Source organism: Spirochaetota bacterium (genome assembly GCA_030154445.1).
Classification (GTDB): Bacteria; Spirochaetota; Brevinematia; order Brevinematales; family Brevinemataceae; genus Brevinema_A.
Map to the genome: position 1 here is coordinate 40,370 of JAGUQW010000012.1, position 20,614 is coordinate 60,983.

Genomic DNA, 20,614 nt, shown 5'->3' on the forward strand with positions numbered 1-20,614 from the left:
CTCTTTTAAATTATTGATTATTTTTCTACTGATTTTTGTATATCATTTTTGTTAAAATGGTAAGTTTTACATATATATTCTTCCGAGAATTCAAATCCCATATTGTGTAACATGGTATCTCGTTCTATACGAGATTTTTCGTCATCTTGTTCAGGTTTCCATGAAAAGATAACTCGAGAAGAAAAATTATTAATAAGACATAAGTGACGAATGAGTTTATTAATTGTTTCTGTAATAATACTTTTATCATCTTGAGTAATATCCTGTCTTACAATAGAAATACTTGTTTCATTTCCTAATTTTCCAGGAGTAGAATCCAAAGCACTAGAATGTCCCAAAATAACTTTACTGATTTGCTTTGTACAAAGATCATAAAAGTCTTTAAATAAGTGAGAAGAGCTGTTTTTATCTGATTTTAGGATCTCTATAGAATCAGATCCTTCGATAACCATAGCTCCAGAACTTCTAAATTCTTGAATGGCATGTAACATGGACATCTTTTTATCTTCGTTTGCTAATTCTACTCGTCCTACAATGGAATCGTCACCAAAACGATCGATATATGATATCCATAGATCCATAGTTCCTCTTATCCATGTAGCACTCCAGAATACTCTCGTGAGTAAGCTTTCCCCATAAGGATTAATAAAAGTAGGTCTATATTGTACTAGCTCTACTTCTTTGTCTAGATCTCCAATTGTAATGTTAAGGGGCGTAGTATTGGTATGATTACTAGGGATTAGTTGACATTTTTTATTAAAACAAAACCACTCACTAGGGAGAGAATTAATTTTGATGTACTCCCAATGATTATCAATTTTTTGTATAGGATGTTGTAAGATTGTATACCCATACCACAGAGCATGAAATATTTCTCTAAAGATACTATTAATACCTAATTTTTCAAGATTACGAGTGATGAATTGAGTTTCTTCTTCGTTATCTCCTATAATCTCCCATGGATCACCAATAACGGCTGATTCTCTAGCAAGAATAGTACTTTGTACTTCAGGAGAATAGCTGAGATCTCTTAGAGCTTTGTGAGGAGAAACTCCATGAGTATGAAAAAAATGAAAATCAGGGTTAGGTAACTGACCCCACAATTGTAACATTTTTAATGTTTTTATTTTTTCTAGTTTATTTGTTTTAGCCATAAAAAGAGCTCCTTTTGTGGAATTTATTTGCTTGTTTAGGGAGTACTTTATAGGTACTATTTGGTGTTGTTTTGATATCTAATTTTAATAAAATATCAATAGCACTCGCTAAGGCATCCGGCCCATCATCATGAATAGTAGAGTTGGGAAAAAATATTAATTGTTCAATTAGTGTTTTTCCATGAATTGTCTTTCTGAATTTAGAATTAAAAAAAATACGATTTGTTTCGAATAGAGGTAATAAGCGTGAAATACGAAGTTCTTTTTTTTGGTATTGTTTGACGCCTGATAGTCTCAAGTCTATACCTTTATCTCTTGCAAATTTATCTAATTCTTTCATATAGTAAAATTGAAAAGAATTACTTTCTATATAAGTTCCCAAAATAGATTCTTGATGTTCTTGATAGATGGATATAACACTTTCAAAAAATGGAATATCAGCACCTTGAATTAAGGATGCATTAATAATCTCAAAGATTCCCTTATGATCTTTACCCACTAATACACAAGCTTTGTAGTCATTATTTTTGATACCATCTACAGAAGGATCTATAAATAATACTTTAGAAGAATCTGGTAATATAGTGCCATCTTTGATATAAGATTCTTTAAACAAACCAGACTCATCATCTGTAGGCATATTCTGATATTCAGCATTAAAAGCTGAAATTCCCATTATCACTTTTTGTTTTTGTAAAAAATGAAGCGGAAAACGCTGTTCCCATATAGATTTTTCCTTGCCTTTGTATGTGGGTTCTATAGCTTTATATATTTTTCTATTCCACATATTCCAAGGTTCTTCATCACTAAGAAGTAATGTTCCGACTACAGATCTCTTTCTCAATATAGTTCCAATGATTATTAATTTACCTCCAGGTGTGAGAGAAGGAATAAGTCCTCTTGTGATAATATTGAGTGTTTTAGTTACTATTTTTGGACTGATAGCTTCGTCGTCTTTTTCAATATCATCTAAAATAATCAGATCTGGTCGATGTTCTCGTGAACGAAATCCCCTTATAGCTTGTTTTTTTCCTCTAGCTAATAGGCGTGTTTTATGAGCAATAAAATCACCGCCAGAACCTTGTTGAGGAAGAAGTTTTCCAAAATCTGATAAAATAAGCTGATTATCAGAAAATTCAATTCTAATAAAATCACAAAGATCTTCAGCCAAAGTATCTGTAGCAGATATAATGATAATAAATTTGTACTTCTCTATGAGAATACACCAAATAACATAAGCAAAACTAACTAAAGTAGATTTAGAGAATCCTCTAGGAGCTCCAATAATAAGGGGTGAATCACCTTTTTCTAATAAAGTGATGATTTCTTTATGAAATTTAGGGCTTTTTGTATTAGAATAATGAGGCAGATAGTTTTTAAAAAAGAACCAAAAATCTTTTTTTATTTTTTTTATTCGTTGATCTTTACTTTCTTTTTCTAAAGGAATAATAGAGTTATTAAATAATTCTATTATTTGAGGAATACTTTTTTTGAATTCTGTATAGGATATTTTTTTAGACATTAAAAACTCCTATTTATAATTTAAAAATTTGTAAATAATATCCTTTAGTATGGTATTTTTTTCAGGATAATATTTTTGAATAAAAGTTACAAAATCCTGCATAACACGAATTGTTTCATGTAGATGATCTATAGACCCTTCATATTTTTTTTTCATAGAAATATATTTATCTAAAATTGATAATAAAGAATCATCATTTCTATCTTTTTCTATTTCTTGCATTGTGTATTTTATTTGTTCTTCTAACCAAGAGATAACATTTATAGATTCTAATTTCTGCATAATAATATTCCCTTTTTGAACAATTGATGAGTTATTATAACATGGAAATGTGAAAATAAACTTAGATATAGTAACGATTTTCAATTTATTTTCATGAAAAATTATTTTATCTATCTATATAAATAACAAGTTTTTATATATTTTTTTGTAAAATTTAATATAGAAATCGTGAAAATAGTTATCGTTTTATGATATTTTATAGTAAATCTTGGTGGAGAGTAAATACTAAAAATAGAATAAGGTGAAAAATTTTCTAATCAAAAAAAGCCTACTATCATAGTAGGCTTTTTTTGACTTGATTTAATTTAATAATCACATTTTATCTATATTTCCAATAACTTCTCCAAGTAGAATTAAATCTCCTAATTGAGTTGATCCTTTAGGGTAAATTTCGATTTCATAAAGAGGATTATCACTTTTGACAATGATTTCTCCCGATCCTTTTTTTTGGATACGTTTACAACGAAGCTCATTATCTTGAAGAAAAATAAATATCCCTTCAGATTTTAAACAATCACTTTTTTTGACTAAGATCCAAGAATTTTTAGCAATTGTGGGTTCCATAGAATCCCCATTAATTTTGATGATGACAACATCTAATCCCCAATAATTTTTGAATTCAAGTCCAATTTCTGTTGTACCAATCATTAGTTCATTTTCATTGATTATACCCATCCCAGCAGAAGCTTGAACATCTACAATAGGTACAGAATAGGATGCAGGAATAGAATCTATTTTTGTAGAGATTTCTGATTTGAACATATGCCCTTGACCTGTAAGTAACCAAGATACATTTACTCCTATTTTATCAATTTTAGTTAATATTGGTGCTTTCAAACTAGTTTCATTTGTTTCTATTCTAGATACTATCATCGTTGCTATATCCAACTTTTCTCCGAATTTCGACTGAGATAATTCCATAGCTTTTCTGACTTTTCTGACCCTATCACCATAATTTATCATAAAAACTCTCCAATTTCGTTAAAAATGTATTGACATTATTATCAATTTGTGATATATTGATATATCATAAATTGAGTGAAATGATAATATGTTATCGGAATTATTTAAGGTTAAACTTAATAGTATTTATATGAAATAAATTGAAATAGGAGGTGTATATGCCAACATGTATTGAAAGAATGTCAACGACTGAAGTTATAATTGAAGAAAATGATATTCAATTAATAGGAAAAATTGTCAGTAATATTAAAAAAAACAAAGGAGTTCAGGAATTTTTTATAACTATTTTTTATAGTGATACTGGTGAAAAATATTTGTTATTAGTACCATCAAATCATCCCATATTGATAGAGTCTTGTTTTCACCTTGAAAATAAAAAATGTTATATAGGTGTACGAAAGTACAGTTCTCCATGGGAAGATAGGTACAAATTGTTATGGACTTTAGCGTATGAAGTTTGATAAGATAGGGAGTAAGAATATGGAAAAATATAATATAAGCATAAAAAATGATATTATTATAAAATCTCAGTTATATGTAGATTTTATAAGGAAAGTCGAAAAAATTGAAGTATCTATGAATCAAGATATCGATAATGTCAAAAAAAGATATAACAAAAAAAATTTACTTTTAAAAAACACGATCAAAGACTTAACAAATGATATTAAATCACTTGTTAATGCTAATAAAGATGTGATTTTTAAAGATAATAGAAGATACTTGGATTTAAATTTTGTTACTATTGGATATAGAAAGAGTTCTGAGATATGTATTCCTATCTTACAAAAAGATAATATTATACATTATATAGAAAAAAATAATCTTATGGAATGCTTGGATATAAAGAAATCTATTAAAAAATCAGTATTATCATCATGGAGTGATCATCAATTATCAGAAATTGGTATTATCAGAAAATATAAAGATAATTTTTACTTAGATATAAAAAAAGATGAGTTATAGGGAGGGTAATATGATTGATTTTATCAAAGAACTTTCAAATAGTGATAGTGAATTTTTATCTATTATGCTTTTATTTGACAAATGGGTGGTAGGAAATAGACATCGTGTTATATATATTCCTGAATACATGTTAATGTCTAAAATCAGTAGAAAAAATAAAGGGATATATTCTAAAACTATTTTTGATGATAAATTACTTCTTGCTACTATTATAAAATTCACACCTTATACAGCACTAAATAAAACAAGAAGTATACTAAGTAATTTTGGAGGTACGATCGTTTATATTCCAAGATTAGAAAGTGTATGTCGTAGTATTCGAAATGATAACATTAAAACTTGTTTTCAATTAGGATTTTCTCATAATGATTTGAAAAAATGTTTTAATATGTCTTATTCAGGAATTAGAAAAATTATTACTTTAAAAAAAACGCAGGATTCAGCTATATAGCATTCTCCTACGTTTACCCCAATTCATAAGGTTTTGATATTTTCAAATTAATATTTTAAAATAAAAAAGCTCACAGGACTGTATTGTGCTAGATCCCGTGAGCTTTTATATGTTGTTTTGATAAAATGGAATTATGTTATCAAAAGTTGTATGACTCGCTGTTGGATACAAATCGCTGTGAGCAATTAATAAATAAACCAATGCAAGCGAAAATAAGAACAATATCAACTTTTTTAACAATAACAAGTAGTTCAAAACAACGCGGAATCTAGCAATTTTATTATAAATTAAATACGATATAAAGTCAAATATATTATCTATACGTACTTATTTTAAGAATATTTTTTATAGAAAAAATTTGTATTTTTTCTATTTTTTAGTTATACTATATTCATAAAGGGGGGATGCTCGGTTTCGATCGGGGGATTTTAGGTATAGGTTTCAGGCGGGTCTGGACACATCCTTAAACGGTCCAAAACTATAGTTGCAAACGACAACTACGCTTACGCAGCTTAATTAGCGCGTTTCCATTCAACTCTTCTTGGTCTTTGAAGTTTTGATCATGGTTATAAAATAAAGACATCGATATACTATTAGTGAGCTAGTATATTTAAATTTTTCACTTGCGGTAAAGGTAGGTTTGTTTGTCTTCTGATAATTACTTAAGTTTTTAAGGCAAACCAAGCTTGTGGATAAGGCCTATACTAAAACCTTCGGGACGCGGGTTCGATTCCCGCCATCTCCAATCTATATCAATAGCTAAATGTAATAATAATTGCATTTAGCTATTTTTTATTTCTACCTGTGTATACATTGTGTACAATTTGTGTACACATAAGGGAATCGAAGTATGGGATATAGTTACATAATATATATCATAAAAAGATAATTATTGATTTTTGATAAAATCCATGCTATAATAGATAAAAAATACTAATAGTGTTTTAACTTGATTAAAGTAGATCTGTATGATATAATATATTAAAATAAGAGGTGAGTATATAATCGGTGATATAATGAGTTGTTTAGGATATTTAAAAGACATTAAAGATGATAACGAAAGAAAAAAACAAGAAGACTTGTTATTTAAATCAACAAAAGAGTTAATGATTAAATTTGTTACACTTATTACTGATAATTGTAGCCAAGATACAGCAAAAACAGATTGTAAAATTGTTAATTTACATAATGGTTCAGATCAGATTTGTTTTTCTGAACAAGGAGAAGAAAAAGAAGAATTAGTGTGTTTAGCATTATATATGTTAAAAAAAGATAATAAATTAACAGATAAACAAGTAAAAATGATATTTGATATAATATATGGTATGCTACCTTGCCCTATACAGATTAGTTCTATCGATTCTAGAGAACAGTTATATTTTATCTTATTAGATGATCAGCATAAAACGATTGTCCATCAAGAATATATACCTGATAATCAATGTTTTAAGCCTAATTTGAATGAAATTGAGAATATAGTACAATCTTTAAATAATGAAGAATGGGATAGTTTTATTAGAACATCTATTAAGGAATTAGGGTAAATATATTAACACATTAAAAGCTTTACATTCTAATAATGGACACAAACAAAAAGAAGTTCATTTATTAAACGGGATCTACAAAGATCTTTACTCTGCAGATGTTAGCTCTAGAACAGATAATACAAGAATGTTATTAAAAAAAAGAAGTTTTCAACAAGGTGTAACAATACTTGAAATATTCAAAGTCTTCACAGAAGAAACCCATTAAAACCCAAAAAATATCATCCTAGTGATGAGCTTTTTTATTGTGATGAGTTCAAGACTCATCAGCATGCCTTTTTACAATAGAAATGATGGTATAGGACAAGATCACTATTATCAACATCTACTTTTACTTTCATAATTAATTATAACATAAAAAAATAATATCTAAAAAAAAAACCCGCTTATTAGCAGGTTTTTTTTAGATATTATTTAATCTACAGTATCAATAGTTTCTTTTTTATCTTTATCTTTAGGAAGATGATTTTTTATTACATCTATCATTAAAATAATAAATACAATATTGGGTATAAATATTATTAATATTATTATGTCAAATATATAATCACTAGTTATTGCAAACACAATATAAGAAAAAGTGATCATAAAACAAATATACGCAAAATTATTTATGAGTTTTATAGTAGAATGACAGACCTAATAGAATGTGAAAATGAATTAATACGTATTTTTGGAATTAATTATGAAAATAATCCTGAGTATTTAGAGCTAGAAATGTAAAAATGATTAAGAAGTAATCATCTTATAAAAAGCCCTCCTATCAACTGGGGGGCTTTTTTATTTTTTTCTATTCTTTCTTCGCAAAAGGACTCGACTTCCTGCCGTAAGCAAGCTATAATTGTGTATGATGAGTTAAAAAATACAGATTATCACTTCGTGAAATCTGCATAAGAAACTCTAATCGCCTAAAGGCTTAAGACTTTCTAAAGGAGAAAAATTATGAGACAGTATTCAAATGAAATTCAGGTACGCCCTAGGGTTAGAGAGATTAATAAGAAACCAAAAAGGACTATCTAAAATGTATATTAACGATACAGATAAAGATAGTCAGTACATGGCAAAATACTACAGCGATATAGCCGATGAATACGAAGAAGAATTAAAAAGAAGAAACGCTATTGAAATGCAAACTGCTGTTTAGTGTTTTATAAACAAAGCCCTCCTATAAATTGGAGGGCTTTTTTTTGATTTCAATGACGATTTTTATTTTTCTGCAAAATCAAACTTGACATGACATTTTTATTACATCTATCATTAAAATAATAAATACTGTCATGCGACATTTATAAAAGAAAAAATTAAATTTCTATAATACCCCAAACATATACAATTAATACCTGATACAAAGAAAAAATACCCAGTAGCATAGGGTATTTTTTGTTAGTTATAATATTATATTAAGAAGGGATAGTGGGGCGATCTATAAAAATCAAATAAGTCCTTAGATATTTTCTAAGGACTTATTATATTCTCGAAGAGAGAGGGATTCGAACCCCCGGTACATCACTGTACAATAGTTTTCAAGACTACCGCTATCGACCACTCAGCCATCTCTCCATTTGAGATAATATTATAGCATAAAAATAATAAATTGTCAAGATATTTTTTATTTTAATAAAGAAGACTTTATTACTAATGAGTTTATTTTTCTATCTAAATATAATGCATAGATGCGATTATCTTTAATAGCTATTTTGACATTAGCTCCTGTAGATCCTAAATCTGATATAATATTCATATCCTTATTTTCAAGAGCTAAGCCTTCATTAAATCTATCAAATTGTACTTTATCTTCTTTTTGAACGAGTGGATTTAGTGAATGTGAATAAGCGATATATAATTTGTTTTGATATAATATAGTTTGATAGCCATAGATTTTATTACTAAAAGGAATAGTTGTCTTCCATTTATTATTGTATAATTTAAAAATTTCAAATGTACCTAATGTTGATGCAAAAGTATCTGATAAAAAGCTAAGATACATTATTCCATTACTATCAATATAAAAAAAATAATCACTATACAAAGATTTTCTATTTGGTATATTAGGGGCTGAAATTTGTTCCCATTTGTTATTTTTTAACATTAGTACCACAGGCTCACTATCAAAAAATCTTTTTAAGGCTATATAGGGCGTATTATTATAGAAAGCCATTTGTATACCATTGTTTACAGAGCCATCAAATCTATCGTTTGATGTTTCTCCACAAGATTCCCAACTGTTATTGTTTAAATATTTAACATATAGTTTCCTACTAGTATCCTCAACATACATTAAATATAATCGATTTTGATATGGATACAAAGAAATAACTCTAAGTTTTTCTATTGTGGATAAGGTATTATCATTGTGAGCGTTAATCCATGTATTACTATCGAAATTAAATTTTTGCACAAAACTTTTGTCATTAGCGATATAAGTAATATAAGGAATATTTTTGAAAGTAATAAGAGAATGATGACTTTCTGCAGATATTTCAGATCCTATTTGAATCCAATCATTACCACTCCAACGATATACATATATTTTACCACCATTGAGAACACTAATATAGGGAGTATTATTATCAGATACTGTAATATGTTCAGATGACACCATACGACCAGATAGATTTTTTGTTGACTTTAGATATTTCCAACTATTTACTTCTAAATCTGGAAAATCAGGTGCTAGGGGGAAGGATTCTGGATCAGGATTTTGATCTGGAAAATCAGGTATTGGGGGGAAAGAGTCTGGATTAAAAGTTTGATTTGATGAATTGACATTACAAGAAACACTAATAAGTAGTAACAATATATAATATAACATATAATACTTCCTTTTTATCTTTATCTTAATATGAATACACCTAATTCTATAAGGCTCTGTTCAGACATTTTTTCAGCTTCTTCAAATGAAGAAGTCATTTTCATAGCTAATAAATTAGGTAAAAGTAAATGAATATATATAAAAGAAATATCTCCATCTTTTTTATCAGGGTAAGCAAATATCCCTTCATTTGGTTTGAACATTCTTATAGGAGTAAGTGCATATATATTATTCTCAACAACTTCATCTTGATAATCTAAAAATTTAATATTAATCGTAGAATCTTTTATAAATAGCTCCATATATTTATAAACTAAAATCGCAGGATCATTATAAAATTTCAATAACCAATAACTTTGATCTAAATTCTTTAACATACCATCAGAGCTTAATAATTTTGGTATTTTCTTAGTTTTTAAGTTCTTGAAATCAAATGTTTTAGATGGTGATAGTTTATATAGAGGTATAGGTGATAAAGCATTGGTAGTTACGAAAATTTTATCTATTTGTTCTATGTTTTCAATTGATTCATAATTACTTTCCATGTCTGTAGTATCTTCATATCCTTGATATTCAGATGTTGATTCAGTAGATGAATCAACTAGGGTATTAGTGTCCATTAAAGTAGTAGTATTAAAGATCTTATTCTTCATTTGTTCTATTTTATTTATTTCATCTATGTTATTCAATAATTCTTTAGTTTCACTTTCTTCATAACTATAATTAAAACTAAATTCAGGTTCTTGATCTGTTGATGTAGAATCTGAGGTTTGTGATAATGATAATATAGGCAATGATAGTATATAGATGTAAAGTAGTAATAAAACTTGTAACATGATTGATATCCTTAATTCGAGTAAATATATTATAGATGGATTTATTATTTTTGTCAAAATAAGTGCTTATTATTAAATTTTATAGATTAATTTAAGATTGACAAAACATATGATATAATATAATTCTATTATTCATATTTTAAAGAATTAGCATAATAACAATAGAAAAATTTGCACATGTAATTAGGTATTATAGATATGATTATCATATAGAATTTGGACATCTAGGAGAATTTTTATGTATTGTTAATTATTTAGTAATTAGATATTTTTTGATCTCAAAATATTATACACGCTAAATCAATCTGGTACTATTTACACGATAAAAGATAAATAAAAATCAATAGAAAAATCCCCTTATTTAATAAGGGGATTTTTCAGTTAAATATTTTAATAATTATTTTAATTTTGGCCAAAAGTCTTTATTAGCTTCTATAAGATCATCAAGTATTTTTTTTGCAATACTTGCACTAGGAACTATTTTAGATAAAGTAAGTGCTTGCCATAACTTTAAATAAGACCCTTCTATCCAAGATTCGACAACCAATTTTTCAACGCTTATTTGTTGTTCCATAAGTCCTTTTTGAAAACGAGGAATTTCACCAATACTTAAAGGTTCAGGTCCTGAATAACCTACGATACAAGGAATTTCTACCATAGCATCGGCATCAAAATTAGAAATAGCACCTTGATTTGGGACTATTAATAACATTCTTTCTCCTGTATTAGAGGTTATAGCTGTTGCCAAATCAACAATATAAGTAGCATGTCCGCCGATTTCAAATTTAGAATCTTTAGCAGTACCATGTTGAACGATACGACGACATTCACCAAATACTTCTTTTTCTCTTCCTGCTCTTACCATATCTGTTCTGGTATAGTTAATATCAGAATGCCCAACAACATGATCTGGATATAGGTAGTATTTTAAATAAGTATTTGGTAAAGTACTAGGATCAAGAGCATGAACTTTTTTGGCCATTGTCATAGTATCTGTCCAATCTTCATCAGCATGAAATCCTGGGTATCCAGCATAACCATGTTTTGAGACATGTTCATGTAATTGTGGCATTAGATCTTTACCTGTTGATTTTTCGATAATACTTGTCCACCAACCAAAATGATTTAGTCCATAGTAACGCACTTGCATTTCTTTACGAGATTTAAGTCCTAAAATGGATGCCATGGAATCTTCAATACCGATAGGCATATCACAAATATTTAACACTTTAGATTCAGGGCGTAAACGGCGTGTTGCTTCGGCAACGATAGCTGCGGGATTAGAGTAATTCAACATCCATGCATCTGGTGAATATTTTTCCATAAAATCAATAAGCTCAATAACGCCACCTATAGAACGCATACCATAAGAAATTCCTCCTGGTCCACAAGTTTCTTGTCCTACGACTCCATATTTTAGAGGTATTTTTTCATCAAGAGAACGCATTTCATATTTACCAACACGAATATGTGCCATAACAAAATCGACATCTGTAAAAGCTTCTTTCGGATCAGTAGTATAGCTAAATTTAATATTTGGAGCTTGTTCTTTCATAATGATTTGACAAGCATCTCCTACGATTGCTTGTCTTTCAGCATCATTATCATATAATTTCAGCTCTCTTAATGGAAGTCTATCCTGTTGACTTAACAGTAATAATAAAATTTCAGGAGTAAAGGTACTTCCTCCACCAGCGATAACAATTGAATATTTTTTCATAATAGTCTCCTAATCTATAATAAGATTTTTAATAAGATTTTTAATAAGATTTTTTATTTTATTTAAAGATGAATTTATTTTTTTAATAATTCTTCAAATTGAGTACGAATTTGAGGGACAGATAAACCAACAATTACTTGTATAGAATTGCCTTTTTTCATGAGTCCATGAGCTTTTCCTTCTTGAAATGCAGGTAATTCTTGTACTTTTAACATATTTTTGACAACTACTCTCAGACGGGTAGCACAATTCGTTACTGTTTCAATATTTTCAGCTCCTCCAAGTGCATCTAAAAAAATAATTGCTTGATCAGCAAAGGAAAGTTGGGAACTTGCTTTTTTCTTGTTCTCAACATCTTGTTTGGTGTAAAGTTTTATAGTTTTTTTGTCGTCTTCCCTACCAGGAGTTTTTAAATTCCATTTGAGAATAATAAATCTAAATACAACAAACCAAATACATACAAATATAGAGCCTATTACAAGTTGAATAATAATTAATTCACCATGATTTCTGAAAGTAAATAGCCAGTTTGCAGTAATAAACTGTAATAATCCAGCTCCCATATTACCAACTACTCCAGCCATATAGAGACACATTGCTAAGGTGGCAGCTAATAGGGAATGTATTAAAAATAATATAGGGGCAACAAACAAGAATGTAAATTCTAGAGGTTCGGTAATACCAACTACTGCAGCAGTAAGTGTTGCTGGTATTAATAATGCTAAGACTTTCTTTTTATTTTCAGGTTTAGCCGTAGCATACAGTGCCAATGCAATACCGATACTACCAAAAACTTTTGAATTTCCATGTAAGGAAAATCCTCCTCCTGGGAACTGCTCTTTAAGAGAAAGTCCAGAATTAGCAAATTCATGAACATTTTGAAACCAAGTAGGTTCTATTCCATTAGGAACGACAGCAGGTCCAAAGATAAATGGTCCATAAATAAAATGATGTAATCCTGTTGGGATTAAAATACGCTCAAGGAAAGTATAAATCCAAACACCTATAGCTCCAGAGCTTGCAAGCATAGTTTGCATAGAATTAATTCCCATCTGTACTTTTGGCCAAATAAGAACCGTTAGAAATGCTATAGGTAATGTTACAAAAAATCCTATCATATATACTAGCGTTGTCCCTTGAAATACTCCTAAATAATCAGGAAGTCTATATTCATAATATTTGTTGTGAATATTTGTAACAAGTGCTCCTATTAAAATGCCACCAAAAATACTGGTATCTAGTGTTTTGATTCCAGCAATCATTGCTAAACCACTTATACCACCAGCATCTTGGCTAAAATCAACTCCAAAATTAGTTCCCCAAATACTAAGAATTGCAGAAATAAAATAATTAAATGATAGATAGGTAGCTAATGTTGCCAAAACAGCACGCTCTGGAGCTATTTTTGATAGTCCAATAGGAATTCCTAAACAAAATAGTAAGGGCATATTTCGGAATACCATCCATGCACCCTCTTCTATAATTGATAGTATTTTATAAAAAAATCCATCGGGATGTGCTATAGACCCTACAATATTTTGATCTTTGAAAACAATTGTTAAACCAACAACTAATCCCGAAAAGGAAAACAATAGCACAGGAACAAACATTGCTGCTCCAAATTGCTGCATCGCTTCTTTAATATTCGTACGCATTTTAAACTCCTATAATTTTAATTTGTATTTAAATTATAAATTCGAAAAAAAAATTGTCAAGAGATTTTTTTTAATATATTTATATATTATTTTAAAATATTTACTCATAATCAATTATATGTTTATTTATATATTTTAAAATTAAAAATGAGGATAAAAAATCACATTTTTTATCAAATTATTTTTGTTAAAATAAGTACTTATTATTAAATTTTATAGATTGATTTAAGATTGACAAAACGTATGAATATAATATAATATAATTCTATTATTCATATTAAAGGATTAACATAATGACAACAGAGAAATTTGCTCATAAAATTAGGTATTATACTATAGATATGATTATCCATATGGGATTTGGACATATAGGAGGAGCTCTATCTATAGTTGATTGTTTAGCTGTTTTATATGCTCCAAAAGAAGGACTTTTAAAAATAGATCCGAAACATCCAAGATGGGATGAAAGAGACTATTTTGTAATGAGTAAAGGCCATGCAGGGGCAGCACTTTATGCAACACTTGCTTCTAGAGATTTTTTCGATCTCAAAATATTACATACGCTAAATCAACCTGGTACTATTCTACCTTCTCATGTGGATAGATTGAAAACACCTGGTGTAGATATGACTGCAGGAAGTTTAGCTCAAGGATTTGGTGCTTCAGTTGGTATTGCAATAGGAGCGAGATTGAAAAATAAAAATCAAAAAGTATATTGTATTGTTGGGGATGGAGAACTCAATGAAGGTCAGTGTTGGGAAGCTATTCAAGTTGCAGCTCATCAAAAACTAAATAATTTAATTGTATTTGTTGATGATAATAAAAAACAATTAGATGGTATTTCATCAGATATTTGTGAAGCATTTGATTTTGTACAAAAATTTGATGCTTTTGGATGGAATGCAATACGTGTTGATGGACATGATCACCAACAATTACGTGAACAAATTCTCAAAGCTCATGAACAGTCCAAACCAACAGTAATTGTTATGACTACTATTAAAGGTAAAGGTATTGAATTTTTAGAAAACATTAATGATCATCATTTGAGAATTGATACAGATGAAAAACAAGAACTTTTAAATAATGCTAAAAAATATTATGCTAAAAAAGCAGAATTATAAGGGATTAAGATGATAGTACAAGAAAATATAATAGATAACAAAGAAATTAGAACGGCATGTTTAGATGGTATTATTGAAATTGCAAAAAAAGATGATAAGGTTTGTTTTATTGATACAGATCTTGTTGCATCTAGTGGTTCTGGTGTTTTTCAAAAAGCATTTCCAAAGCGTTTCTTTAATATTGGAATTATGGAAGCTGAAGCGATTAGTATGGCTGCAGGTTTAGGAGTTACAGGGTACAAATGTTTTGTACACAGTTTTGCTCCTTTTGCATCAAGACGATGTTTTGATCAAGCTGCAGTCAGTTCTGCTTATACAGATATTCCTATTGTTATTTTGGGTACAGACCCTGGGATTACGACTGCTTATAACGGTGGAACTCATACTACTTTTGAAGATATAGCAATGTTTAGATCATTAAGTAATACAAAAGTATTTGATATTTGTGATTCTGTTCAAATGTATGCTATTATCAAAGAACTTGGACAAAATATGAAAGGACTCAATTATGTTCGTTTTGCAAGAAGACCATCTCGTAAGATTTATCAAGATGAGATGAGCTTTGAAATCGGTAAAGGTATAATGATTAGAGAGGGAATTGATATTTGTATCTTTGCCTCTGGAGCAATGGTTTCACAAGCATTAGATACTGCAGATATTTTGAAATCTCAAGGAAAAAGTGTCAGAGTGATAGATCTTTTTACAATTTTACCAATTGATAAAGATATCATTATCAAAGCTGCAAAAGAGTGTAAACATCTAGTCGCTTTAGATAATCATAATATTAGAGGTGGATTAGGATCAGCTATTGCAGAAGTATTAGTAGCACACCATCCTGTCAAACTTCAACAGATTGGAGCAGAAAGTTTTGGACAAGTTGCTACTTTTGCTCAATTATTAGATATTTTTGCTTGGACTGGAGATAAATTAGCTAAAAAAATTCTTAAAGCTATTTAATTATATTGAAATTCTTTATCTATTATTATAAAAATTCTTAAAAATATGTTATAATATAATATAAGGAGTAATGGTATGAAATTAAATATAATTATAGTATTATTGGTAGTTGTTATACTAGGAGCTTGTACTCAAAAAAACAACAATAAACTTATTGTTGGTATGGAATTAGCGTACCCTCCTTTTGAAACAAAAGATAATGATGGAAATCCTATAGGAGTCAGTGTTGATCTTGCTTATGAATTAGGTAAATATCTAAATAAAGAAGTTGTTATTGAAAATATAGCATGGAATGGCTTGATACCTGCTCTGCAAACTGGAAAAATAGATATAATTCTTTCTTCATTAACAATTACAGAAGCAAGAAAAAGACAAATTGATTTTTCAGATTCTTATTCTAAATCATTGTTAGCAATGCTTGTAAATATCAATTCTCCTGTTAATTCTCTAGACGATTTGAATCAAAAAGGTAGAATTGTAGCTGTTAAACAAGGTGCTACCCCATTTATTTTTGCACAAAAGTATCTTACAAATGCAACAATTAATTCTTTTGCTAGTGAAAGTGCTGCTGTTACAGAGGTTGTACAAGGTAAGGCTGATGCTGTTTTATATGATCAATTAACAATTTTTAGAAATTATCAAATGAATCCTAATACGACAAAAATTGTAGCCTTAGATATTGCTGATGAAGATGTTGATGTATGGGGTATTGGTATAAAAAAAGGTAAGACTCAATTGCAAGCTGATATTAATAAATTTCTTATAGAATTTAAAGCAAATGAGGGTTTTAAAGAAATTACAAAAAGACACCTAATAGTAGAAAAAAAAGAATTTGATAAACATGATTTTGATTTTTTCTTTTAAAATAAATAAATTGATTAATAGGGGAATAAATGGATAATAAAATATCAATAAAACCCCCTTCGCTAGTGTATCGATTAGGTAATATTATTTTATTAATAATGGTATTATTTATTTTTTCATGGTTAACTATTCACAAATTAGAATTACATTTAGATTTTTCAATTTTACTTGAATATACAACACGATTTCGACACGGTTTTTTAATGACAGTAGTAATTAGTTTTTTCTCATTGATTTTTAGTATGATTGTAGGATCATTTACAGTAATAGGAGTTCGTTCTAAAATATTATTTATATCTTATTTTTGTAGAGTATACATTCAAATTATTAGAGGAACACCTTTGTTGGTACAGATATTTTTCTTTTATTATATTGTTGGAACAGCATGGGGTATTGAAAATAGATATATTGCAGGAATATTAATATTATCTCTATTTGAAGGCGCTTATATTAGTGAGATTATTCGAGGAGGTTTGTTATCATTAGATAAACAACAATACGAAATAGCTCAGGCCATAGGACTCTCTAAAAAACAAACACTTAGTTTGGTGATTATTCCTCAATTAATTATTAGAATTATGCCAGCATTAGCAGGTCAGTTTGCATCAATTATAAAAGATTCATCACTTTTATCTGTAGTAGCAATAATAGAATTAACACAAACAACACAAGAAATTAGTTCAATTAATTATGCGTTATTTGAAAATTATCTTTTTTTAGGGTTATTGTATTTTATATTAACTTTTCCTGTAATTTTATTAAGTCAATATTTGGAGAAAAAATTTAGTTATGCACATTAAATTAGAGGCAATAAATCATTTTTTTTCTGATGAAAAAAAAGTGTTAAACAATCTTAATTTTGAAGATGAATGTAACTCTCTTGCTATTATAGGTTCTTCTGGAGGTGGAAAATCCACTTTATTAAGAATTTTAGGTGGATTGTTATATCCTAGTTCAGGTAATTTTTATTTCAATTATAATAAAATTGACTTTAAAGAACATAATGAATGGTATAAAAAAATAGGGTTTGTTTTTCAAAGTAATGGATTATTCCCCCATTTAACAGGTTTACAGAATATTACACTTCCTTTAACTAAAGTATTTAATCTTACTGTAATAGATGCTACTAAAAAAGCTAATGAGTTATTAGAACGATTTGGTTTATTAAAAGATGCACATAAATATCCACATCAATTATCAGGCGGACAATGTCAACGAATTGCTATAGCTAGAGCAATCATTGTTAATCCTGAATTATTATTATTAGATGAGCCTACATCTGCTCTAGACCCAGAATACACTTTAGAAGTTTTAAATATGATTAATGAATTGGTAATAGAAGGTCAAAATATTATTGTAGTTACTCATGAAATGGGATTTGCACGATTAGCTTGTGAAAAAGCAATGTTTTTATACGATGGTAAGATTATAGAACATAATAAAAGTGAGAACTTTTTTAACAATCCACAAAGTCCAGAGTTAAATTATTTTTTAGCTAAAATACTAGAATGGAATTAAAATATAAATTATTTATAAAAATATATAGAGATATTGACATAACTAAAAAAAAAGTATAAAATATAGACATATATTATGTTGGTAATACAAGAATATATATACTTATAATAAAAATCTAAATAGAGAAATTAAGCATAGGGGGAGAATTTGAACACTATTAATATTACAGAAACAGTTCTTCGTGATGGACATCAGTCCTTATTGGCAACAAGAATGCCAACTGAAGATATGTTACCTATTTTAGAAAAAATGGATGAAGTTGGGTATAGATCTTTAGAAATGTGGGGTGGAGCTACTTTTGATGTGGCTATGAGATTTTTAAATCAAGACCCATGGGATCGTTTAAAAGAAATAAAAAAATATGTGAAAAAAACACCTTTACAGATGTTATTAAGAGGTCAAACCCTTGTTGGCTATAGACATTATGCAGATGATACGGTTGATCTATTTATAAGAAAAGCTATAGAGAATGGAATAGATATTGTTCGTATTTTTGATGCTTTAAATGATATTGAAAATATTAGAGTTCCACTAGAAGCTGTAAAAAAATATGGTGGTATAGCTCAAGCTGCGCTATCATATACTATCAGTCCTGTGCATTCAATTGAATTTTTTGTAAATTTGGCAAAACAATATAGAGATCTTGGTGCAGATGAAATTGCTATCAAAGATATGGCTGGTATTTTATTACCTGAAACAGGATATAAGTTGGTTTCAGCTATAAAAAAAGAAATGCCAAATATTCCTATTGTTGTACATACACATGATACTGCTGGTATTGGATCTATTCTTTATAAAAGAGTTACTGATGCTGGTGCTTATTCTATTGACACATCAATATCTTCTTTAGGTGGAGGATCTGCACAACCTGTAACAGAAAGTATTGTCAAATGTTTTGAAGGAAGTACTCGCCCAACAACATTAAATCAAGAATTACTTTCAGAGATAGCTGATTATTTCAAGTTATTACGAAATAAATACATGAATCAAAATTTAATTAATATTCAATCTTATTTTACAGAACCTAAACTTATTGAATATCAATTACCTGGAGGTATGCTCAGTAATCTTATTTCTCAATTAACATCTCAAAAATCAATGGATAAATATGAAGAGGTTCTTCGAGAAATACCAAGAGTCAGAGCTGATTTTGGTTATCCAGCGTTAGTAACTCCTATTAGTCAAATTGTAGGAACACAAGCAGTTATGAATGTACTACTAGGTGAACGATATAAAATTTGTTCCAAAGAAGCTAAAGATTATATTAGTGGATTTTATGGAAAAAGTTCTGTACCTATCAAATCTGAAATTATGCAAAAAATTTGTGGTACAGAAAAATATTATACAGGATCTCCTTCTGCATTAGTAAAACCTGAATTAGAAAATGCTCGTAAAGAATATGCACATATTATTAATAATGATGAAGAATTATTATCATGTATTTTGTTTCCACAAATAGCAAAATCGTATCTAGAATCTAAAAAAAATACAGATTATATAGAAGTAGAAATACTACCATAATTTATTAAAGGAGTATCGAATGTTTGGAGATATACTTACACTTACTGATACGGCTCTTATTACATTTTTAGGAATGGGAGTAGTTTTTCTAGTACTAATACTATTAACAATGATTTTGAGTTTATTTCGTTTTATTCCAGTAAATAATATCACTATAATTTCAACATCTATTGAGAAATCTACGGATATATCACCAGCATATTTTTCTGTTGTCTCATCTCTTCACAAAGCGATTATTATAGCAACGATTTTAGAAAGTCTTGAAATTACAACAAAGAAAACTCAAGTTAGAATTACAAGTATTCATAAAATTTCATGCTAATAAAACAGTAAAAATGGAGAATAATAATGTCAAAAATGTATAAAGTTAAAGTTGAAGGAAATATATACGAAGTAGAAGTTGAATTTGTTTCAGAGACAGCTGCATTTGCTCCTATACAGAATCAAGTACCAGCAACATCTTCGGCTCAACCTCAATCAACAACTTCATCAGTATCTGTTACAGGAAAAGGAATACCAATTATAGCACCAATGCAAGGTAATATTTGGAAAATTGTGAAAAATATTGGTGATACCGTAAAAACAGGAGAAACGATTCTTATATTAGAAGCTATGAAAATGGAAAATAATATTATTGCTCCAAAAGATGGCACTATAGTTTCTTTATTAGTAAAAGAAGGTCAATTAGTTGATAGTGGATCTACTTTGGTAGAGCTTGCATAGGAGAA

21 protein-coding genes, 1 tRNA gene and 1 other RNA gene are annotated in these 20,614 nt (G+C 28.6%); 14 read left to right on the forward strand and 9 right to left on the reverse strand.

The features are described 5' to 3' along the window. Positions 1-17: 17 nt before the first annotated feature. The 4 genes from KFW21_05995 to KFW21_06010 all read right to left on the reverse strand — a co-directional run bounded on the left by KFW21_05995 (position 18) and on the right by KFW21_06010 (position 3,921). A complete protein-coding gene (locus KFW21_05995) occupies positions 18-1,154 on the reverse strand; it encodes a DUF935 family protein (protein ID MDK2818982.1) in 1,137 nt (378 codons plus the stop codon). Further along, on the reverse strand, positions 1,147-2,676 hold the full coding sequence (locus tag KFW21_06000) for a hypothetical protein (protein ID MDK2818983.1): 1,530 nt from the start codon (positions 2,674-2,676) through the stop codon (positions 1,147-1,149). The genes KFW21_05995 and KFW21_06000 overlap by 8 nt, the downstream gene beginning before the upstream one ends. Positions 2,677-2,685: 9 nt before the next feature. Further along, positions 2,686-2,958, reverse strand: coding sequence for a hypothetical protein (locus tag KFW21_06005; protein MDK2818984.1), 273 nt, complete (start codon positions 2,956-2,958; stop codon positions 2,686-2,688). A gap of 312 nt (positions 2,959-3,270) precedes the next feature. Continuing rightward, positions 3,271-3,921, reverse strand: a complete 651-nt coding sequence (locus KFW21_06010) for a hypothetical protein (protein ID MDK2818985.1) — start codon at positions 3,919-3,921, stop codon at positions 3,271-3,273. Between the two features lie 158 nt (positions 3,922-4,079). Here KFW21_06010 and KFW21_06015 point away from each other — a divergent pair, with 158 nt between their 5' ends. From KFW21_06015 to KFW21_06040, 6 genes are all read left to right on the forward strand, one after another. Next, positions 4,080-4,382 (forward strand): hypothetical protein, encoded by a 303-nt coding sequence (locus KFW21_06015; protein MDK2818986.1) that lies wholly within the window; start codon positions 4,080-4,082, stop codon positions 4,380-4,382. A gap of 19 nt (positions 4,383-4,401) precedes the next feature. After that, positions 4,402-4,884, forward strand: coding sequence for a host-nuclease inhibitor Gam family protein (locus KFW21_06020; protein MDK2818987.1), 483 nt, complete (start codon positions 4,402-4,404; stop codon positions 4,882-4,884). Between the two features lie 10 nt (positions 4,885-4,894). Continuing rightward, the gene (locus KFW21_06025) at positions 4,895-5,335 is read left to right on the forward strand and encodes a hypothetical protein (protein MDK2818988.1); all 441 of its coding nucleotides are present in this window, start codon (positions 4,895-4,897) and stop codon (positions 5,333-5,335) included. 400 nt (positions 5,336-5,735) lie between these two features. After that, positions 5,736-6,081: a transfer-messenger RNA gene (gene ssrA / locus KFW21_06030) on the forward strand. A gap of 270 nt (positions 6,082-6,351) precedes the next feature. Continuing rightward, complete coding sequence (locus tag KFW21_06035) at positions 6,352-6,879, forward strand: hypothetical protein (GenBank protein ID MDK2818989.1); 528 nt, start codon at positions 6,352-6,354, stop codon at positions 6,877-6,879. Positions 6,880-7,837: 958 nt separating this feature from the next. After that, on the forward strand, positions 7,838-8,023 hold the full coding sequence (locus KFW21_06040; GenBank protein MDK2818990.1) for a hypothetical protein: 186 nt from the start codon (positions 7,838-7,840) through the stop codon (positions 8,021-8,023). A 331-nt stretch (positions 8,024-8,354) separates the two neighbouring features. Here the strand turns inward: KFW21_06040 and KFW21_06045 are convergent. The 5 genes from KFW21_06045 to KFW21_06065 form a co-directional block, all read right to left on the reverse strand. After that, positions 8,355-8,439, reverse strand: a tRNA-Ser gene (locus tag KFW21_06045). Positions 8,440-8,488: 49 nt separating this feature from the next. Continuing rightward, the gene (locus KFW21_06050) at positions 8,489-9,691 is read right to left on the reverse strand and encodes a hypothetical protein (GenBank protein MDK2818991.1); all 1,203 of its coding nucleotides are present in this window, start codon (positions 9,689-9,691) and stop codon (positions 8,489-8,491) included. A gap of 20 nt (positions 9,692-9,711) precedes the next feature. Further along, a complete protein-coding gene (locus tag KFW21_06055; GenBank protein MDK2818992.1) occupies positions 9,712-10,527 on the reverse strand; it encodes a hypothetical protein in 816 nt (271 codons plus the stop codon). A 397-nt stretch (positions 10,528-10,924) separates the two neighbouring features. Continuing rightward, entirely contained in the window at positions 10,925-12,247 is a 1,323-nt protein-coding gene (locus KFW21_06060) for a 6-phospho-alpha-glucosidase (protein MDK2818993.1), read from the reverse strand. A 74-nt stretch (positions 12,248-12,321) separates the two neighbouring features. Continuing rightward, positions 12,322-13,890 carry an alpha-glucoside-specific PTS transporter subunit IIBC gene (locus tag KFW21_06065; GenBank protein ID MDK2818994.1) on the reverse strand — a complete coding sequence of 523 codons (1,569 nt, stop codon included), beginning with the start codon at positions 13,888-13,890 and terminating at the stop codon, positions 12,322-12,324. A gap of 305 nt (positions 13,891-14,195) precedes the next feature. Between KFW21_06065 and KFW21_06070 the strand changes: the two genes are divergently transcribed. The 8 genes from KFW21_06070 (at position 14,196) to KFW21_06105 (ending at position 20,609) form a co-directional block, all read left to right on the forward strand. Continuing rightward, positions 14,196-15,026 (forward strand): transketolase, encoded by an 831-nt coding sequence (locus KFW21_06070; protein MDK2818995.1) that lies wholly within the window; start codon positions 14,196-14,198, stop codon positions 15,024-15,026. Positions 15,027-15,035: 9 nt separating this feature from the next. Continuing rightward, positions 15,036-15,983: a hypothetical protein gene (locus KFW21_06075; protein MDK2818996.1), complete on the forward strand. Its 948-nt coding sequence runs from the start codon at positions 15,036-15,038 to the stop codon at positions 15,981-15,983. A 75-nt stretch (positions 15,984-16,058) separates the two neighbouring features. Continuing rightward, entirely contained in the window at positions 16,059-16,847 is a 789-nt protein-coding gene (locus KFW21_06080) for a transporter substrate-binding domain-containing protein (protein MDK2818997.1), read from the forward strand. A 29-nt stretch (positions 16,848-16,876) separates the two neighbouring features. Beyond that, the gene (locus tag KFW21_06085) at positions 16,877-17,647 is read left to right on the forward strand and encodes an amino acid ABC transporter permease (protein MDK2818998.1); all 771 of its coding nucleotides are present in this window, start codon (positions 16,877-16,879) and stop codon (positions 17,645-17,647) included. Continuing rightward, positions 17,637-18,365 carry an amino acid ABC transporter ATP-binding protein gene (locus tag KFW21_06090; GenBank protein MDK2818999.1) on the forward strand — a complete coding sequence of 243 codons (729 nt, stop codon included), beginning with the start codon at positions 17,637-17,639 and terminating at the stop codon, positions 18,363-18,365. The genes KFW21_06085 and KFW21_06090 overlap by 11 nt, the downstream gene beginning before the upstream one ends. Positions 18,366-18,512: 147 nt before the next feature. Then, positions 18,513-19,886, forward strand: a complete 1,374-nt coding sequence (locus KFW21_06095) for a pyruvate carboxylase subunit B (protein ID MDK2819000.1) — start codon at positions 18,513-18,515, stop codon at positions 19,884-19,886. Between the two features lie 19 nt (positions 19,887-19,905). Then, positions 19,906-20,208, forward strand: a complete 303-nt coding sequence (locus KFW21_06100) for an OadG family protein (GenBank protein MDK2819001.1) — start codon at positions 19,906-19,908, stop codon at positions 20,206-20,208. Positions 20,209-20,234: 26 nt separating this feature from the next. Beyond that, positions 20,235-20,609, forward strand: a complete 375-nt coding sequence (locus KFW21_06105) for an acetyl-CoA carboxylase biotin carboxyl carrier protein subunit (GenBank protein MDK2819002.1) — start codon at positions 20,235-20,237, stop codon at positions 20,607-20,609. Positions 20,610-20,614 lie beyond the last annotated feature (5 nt).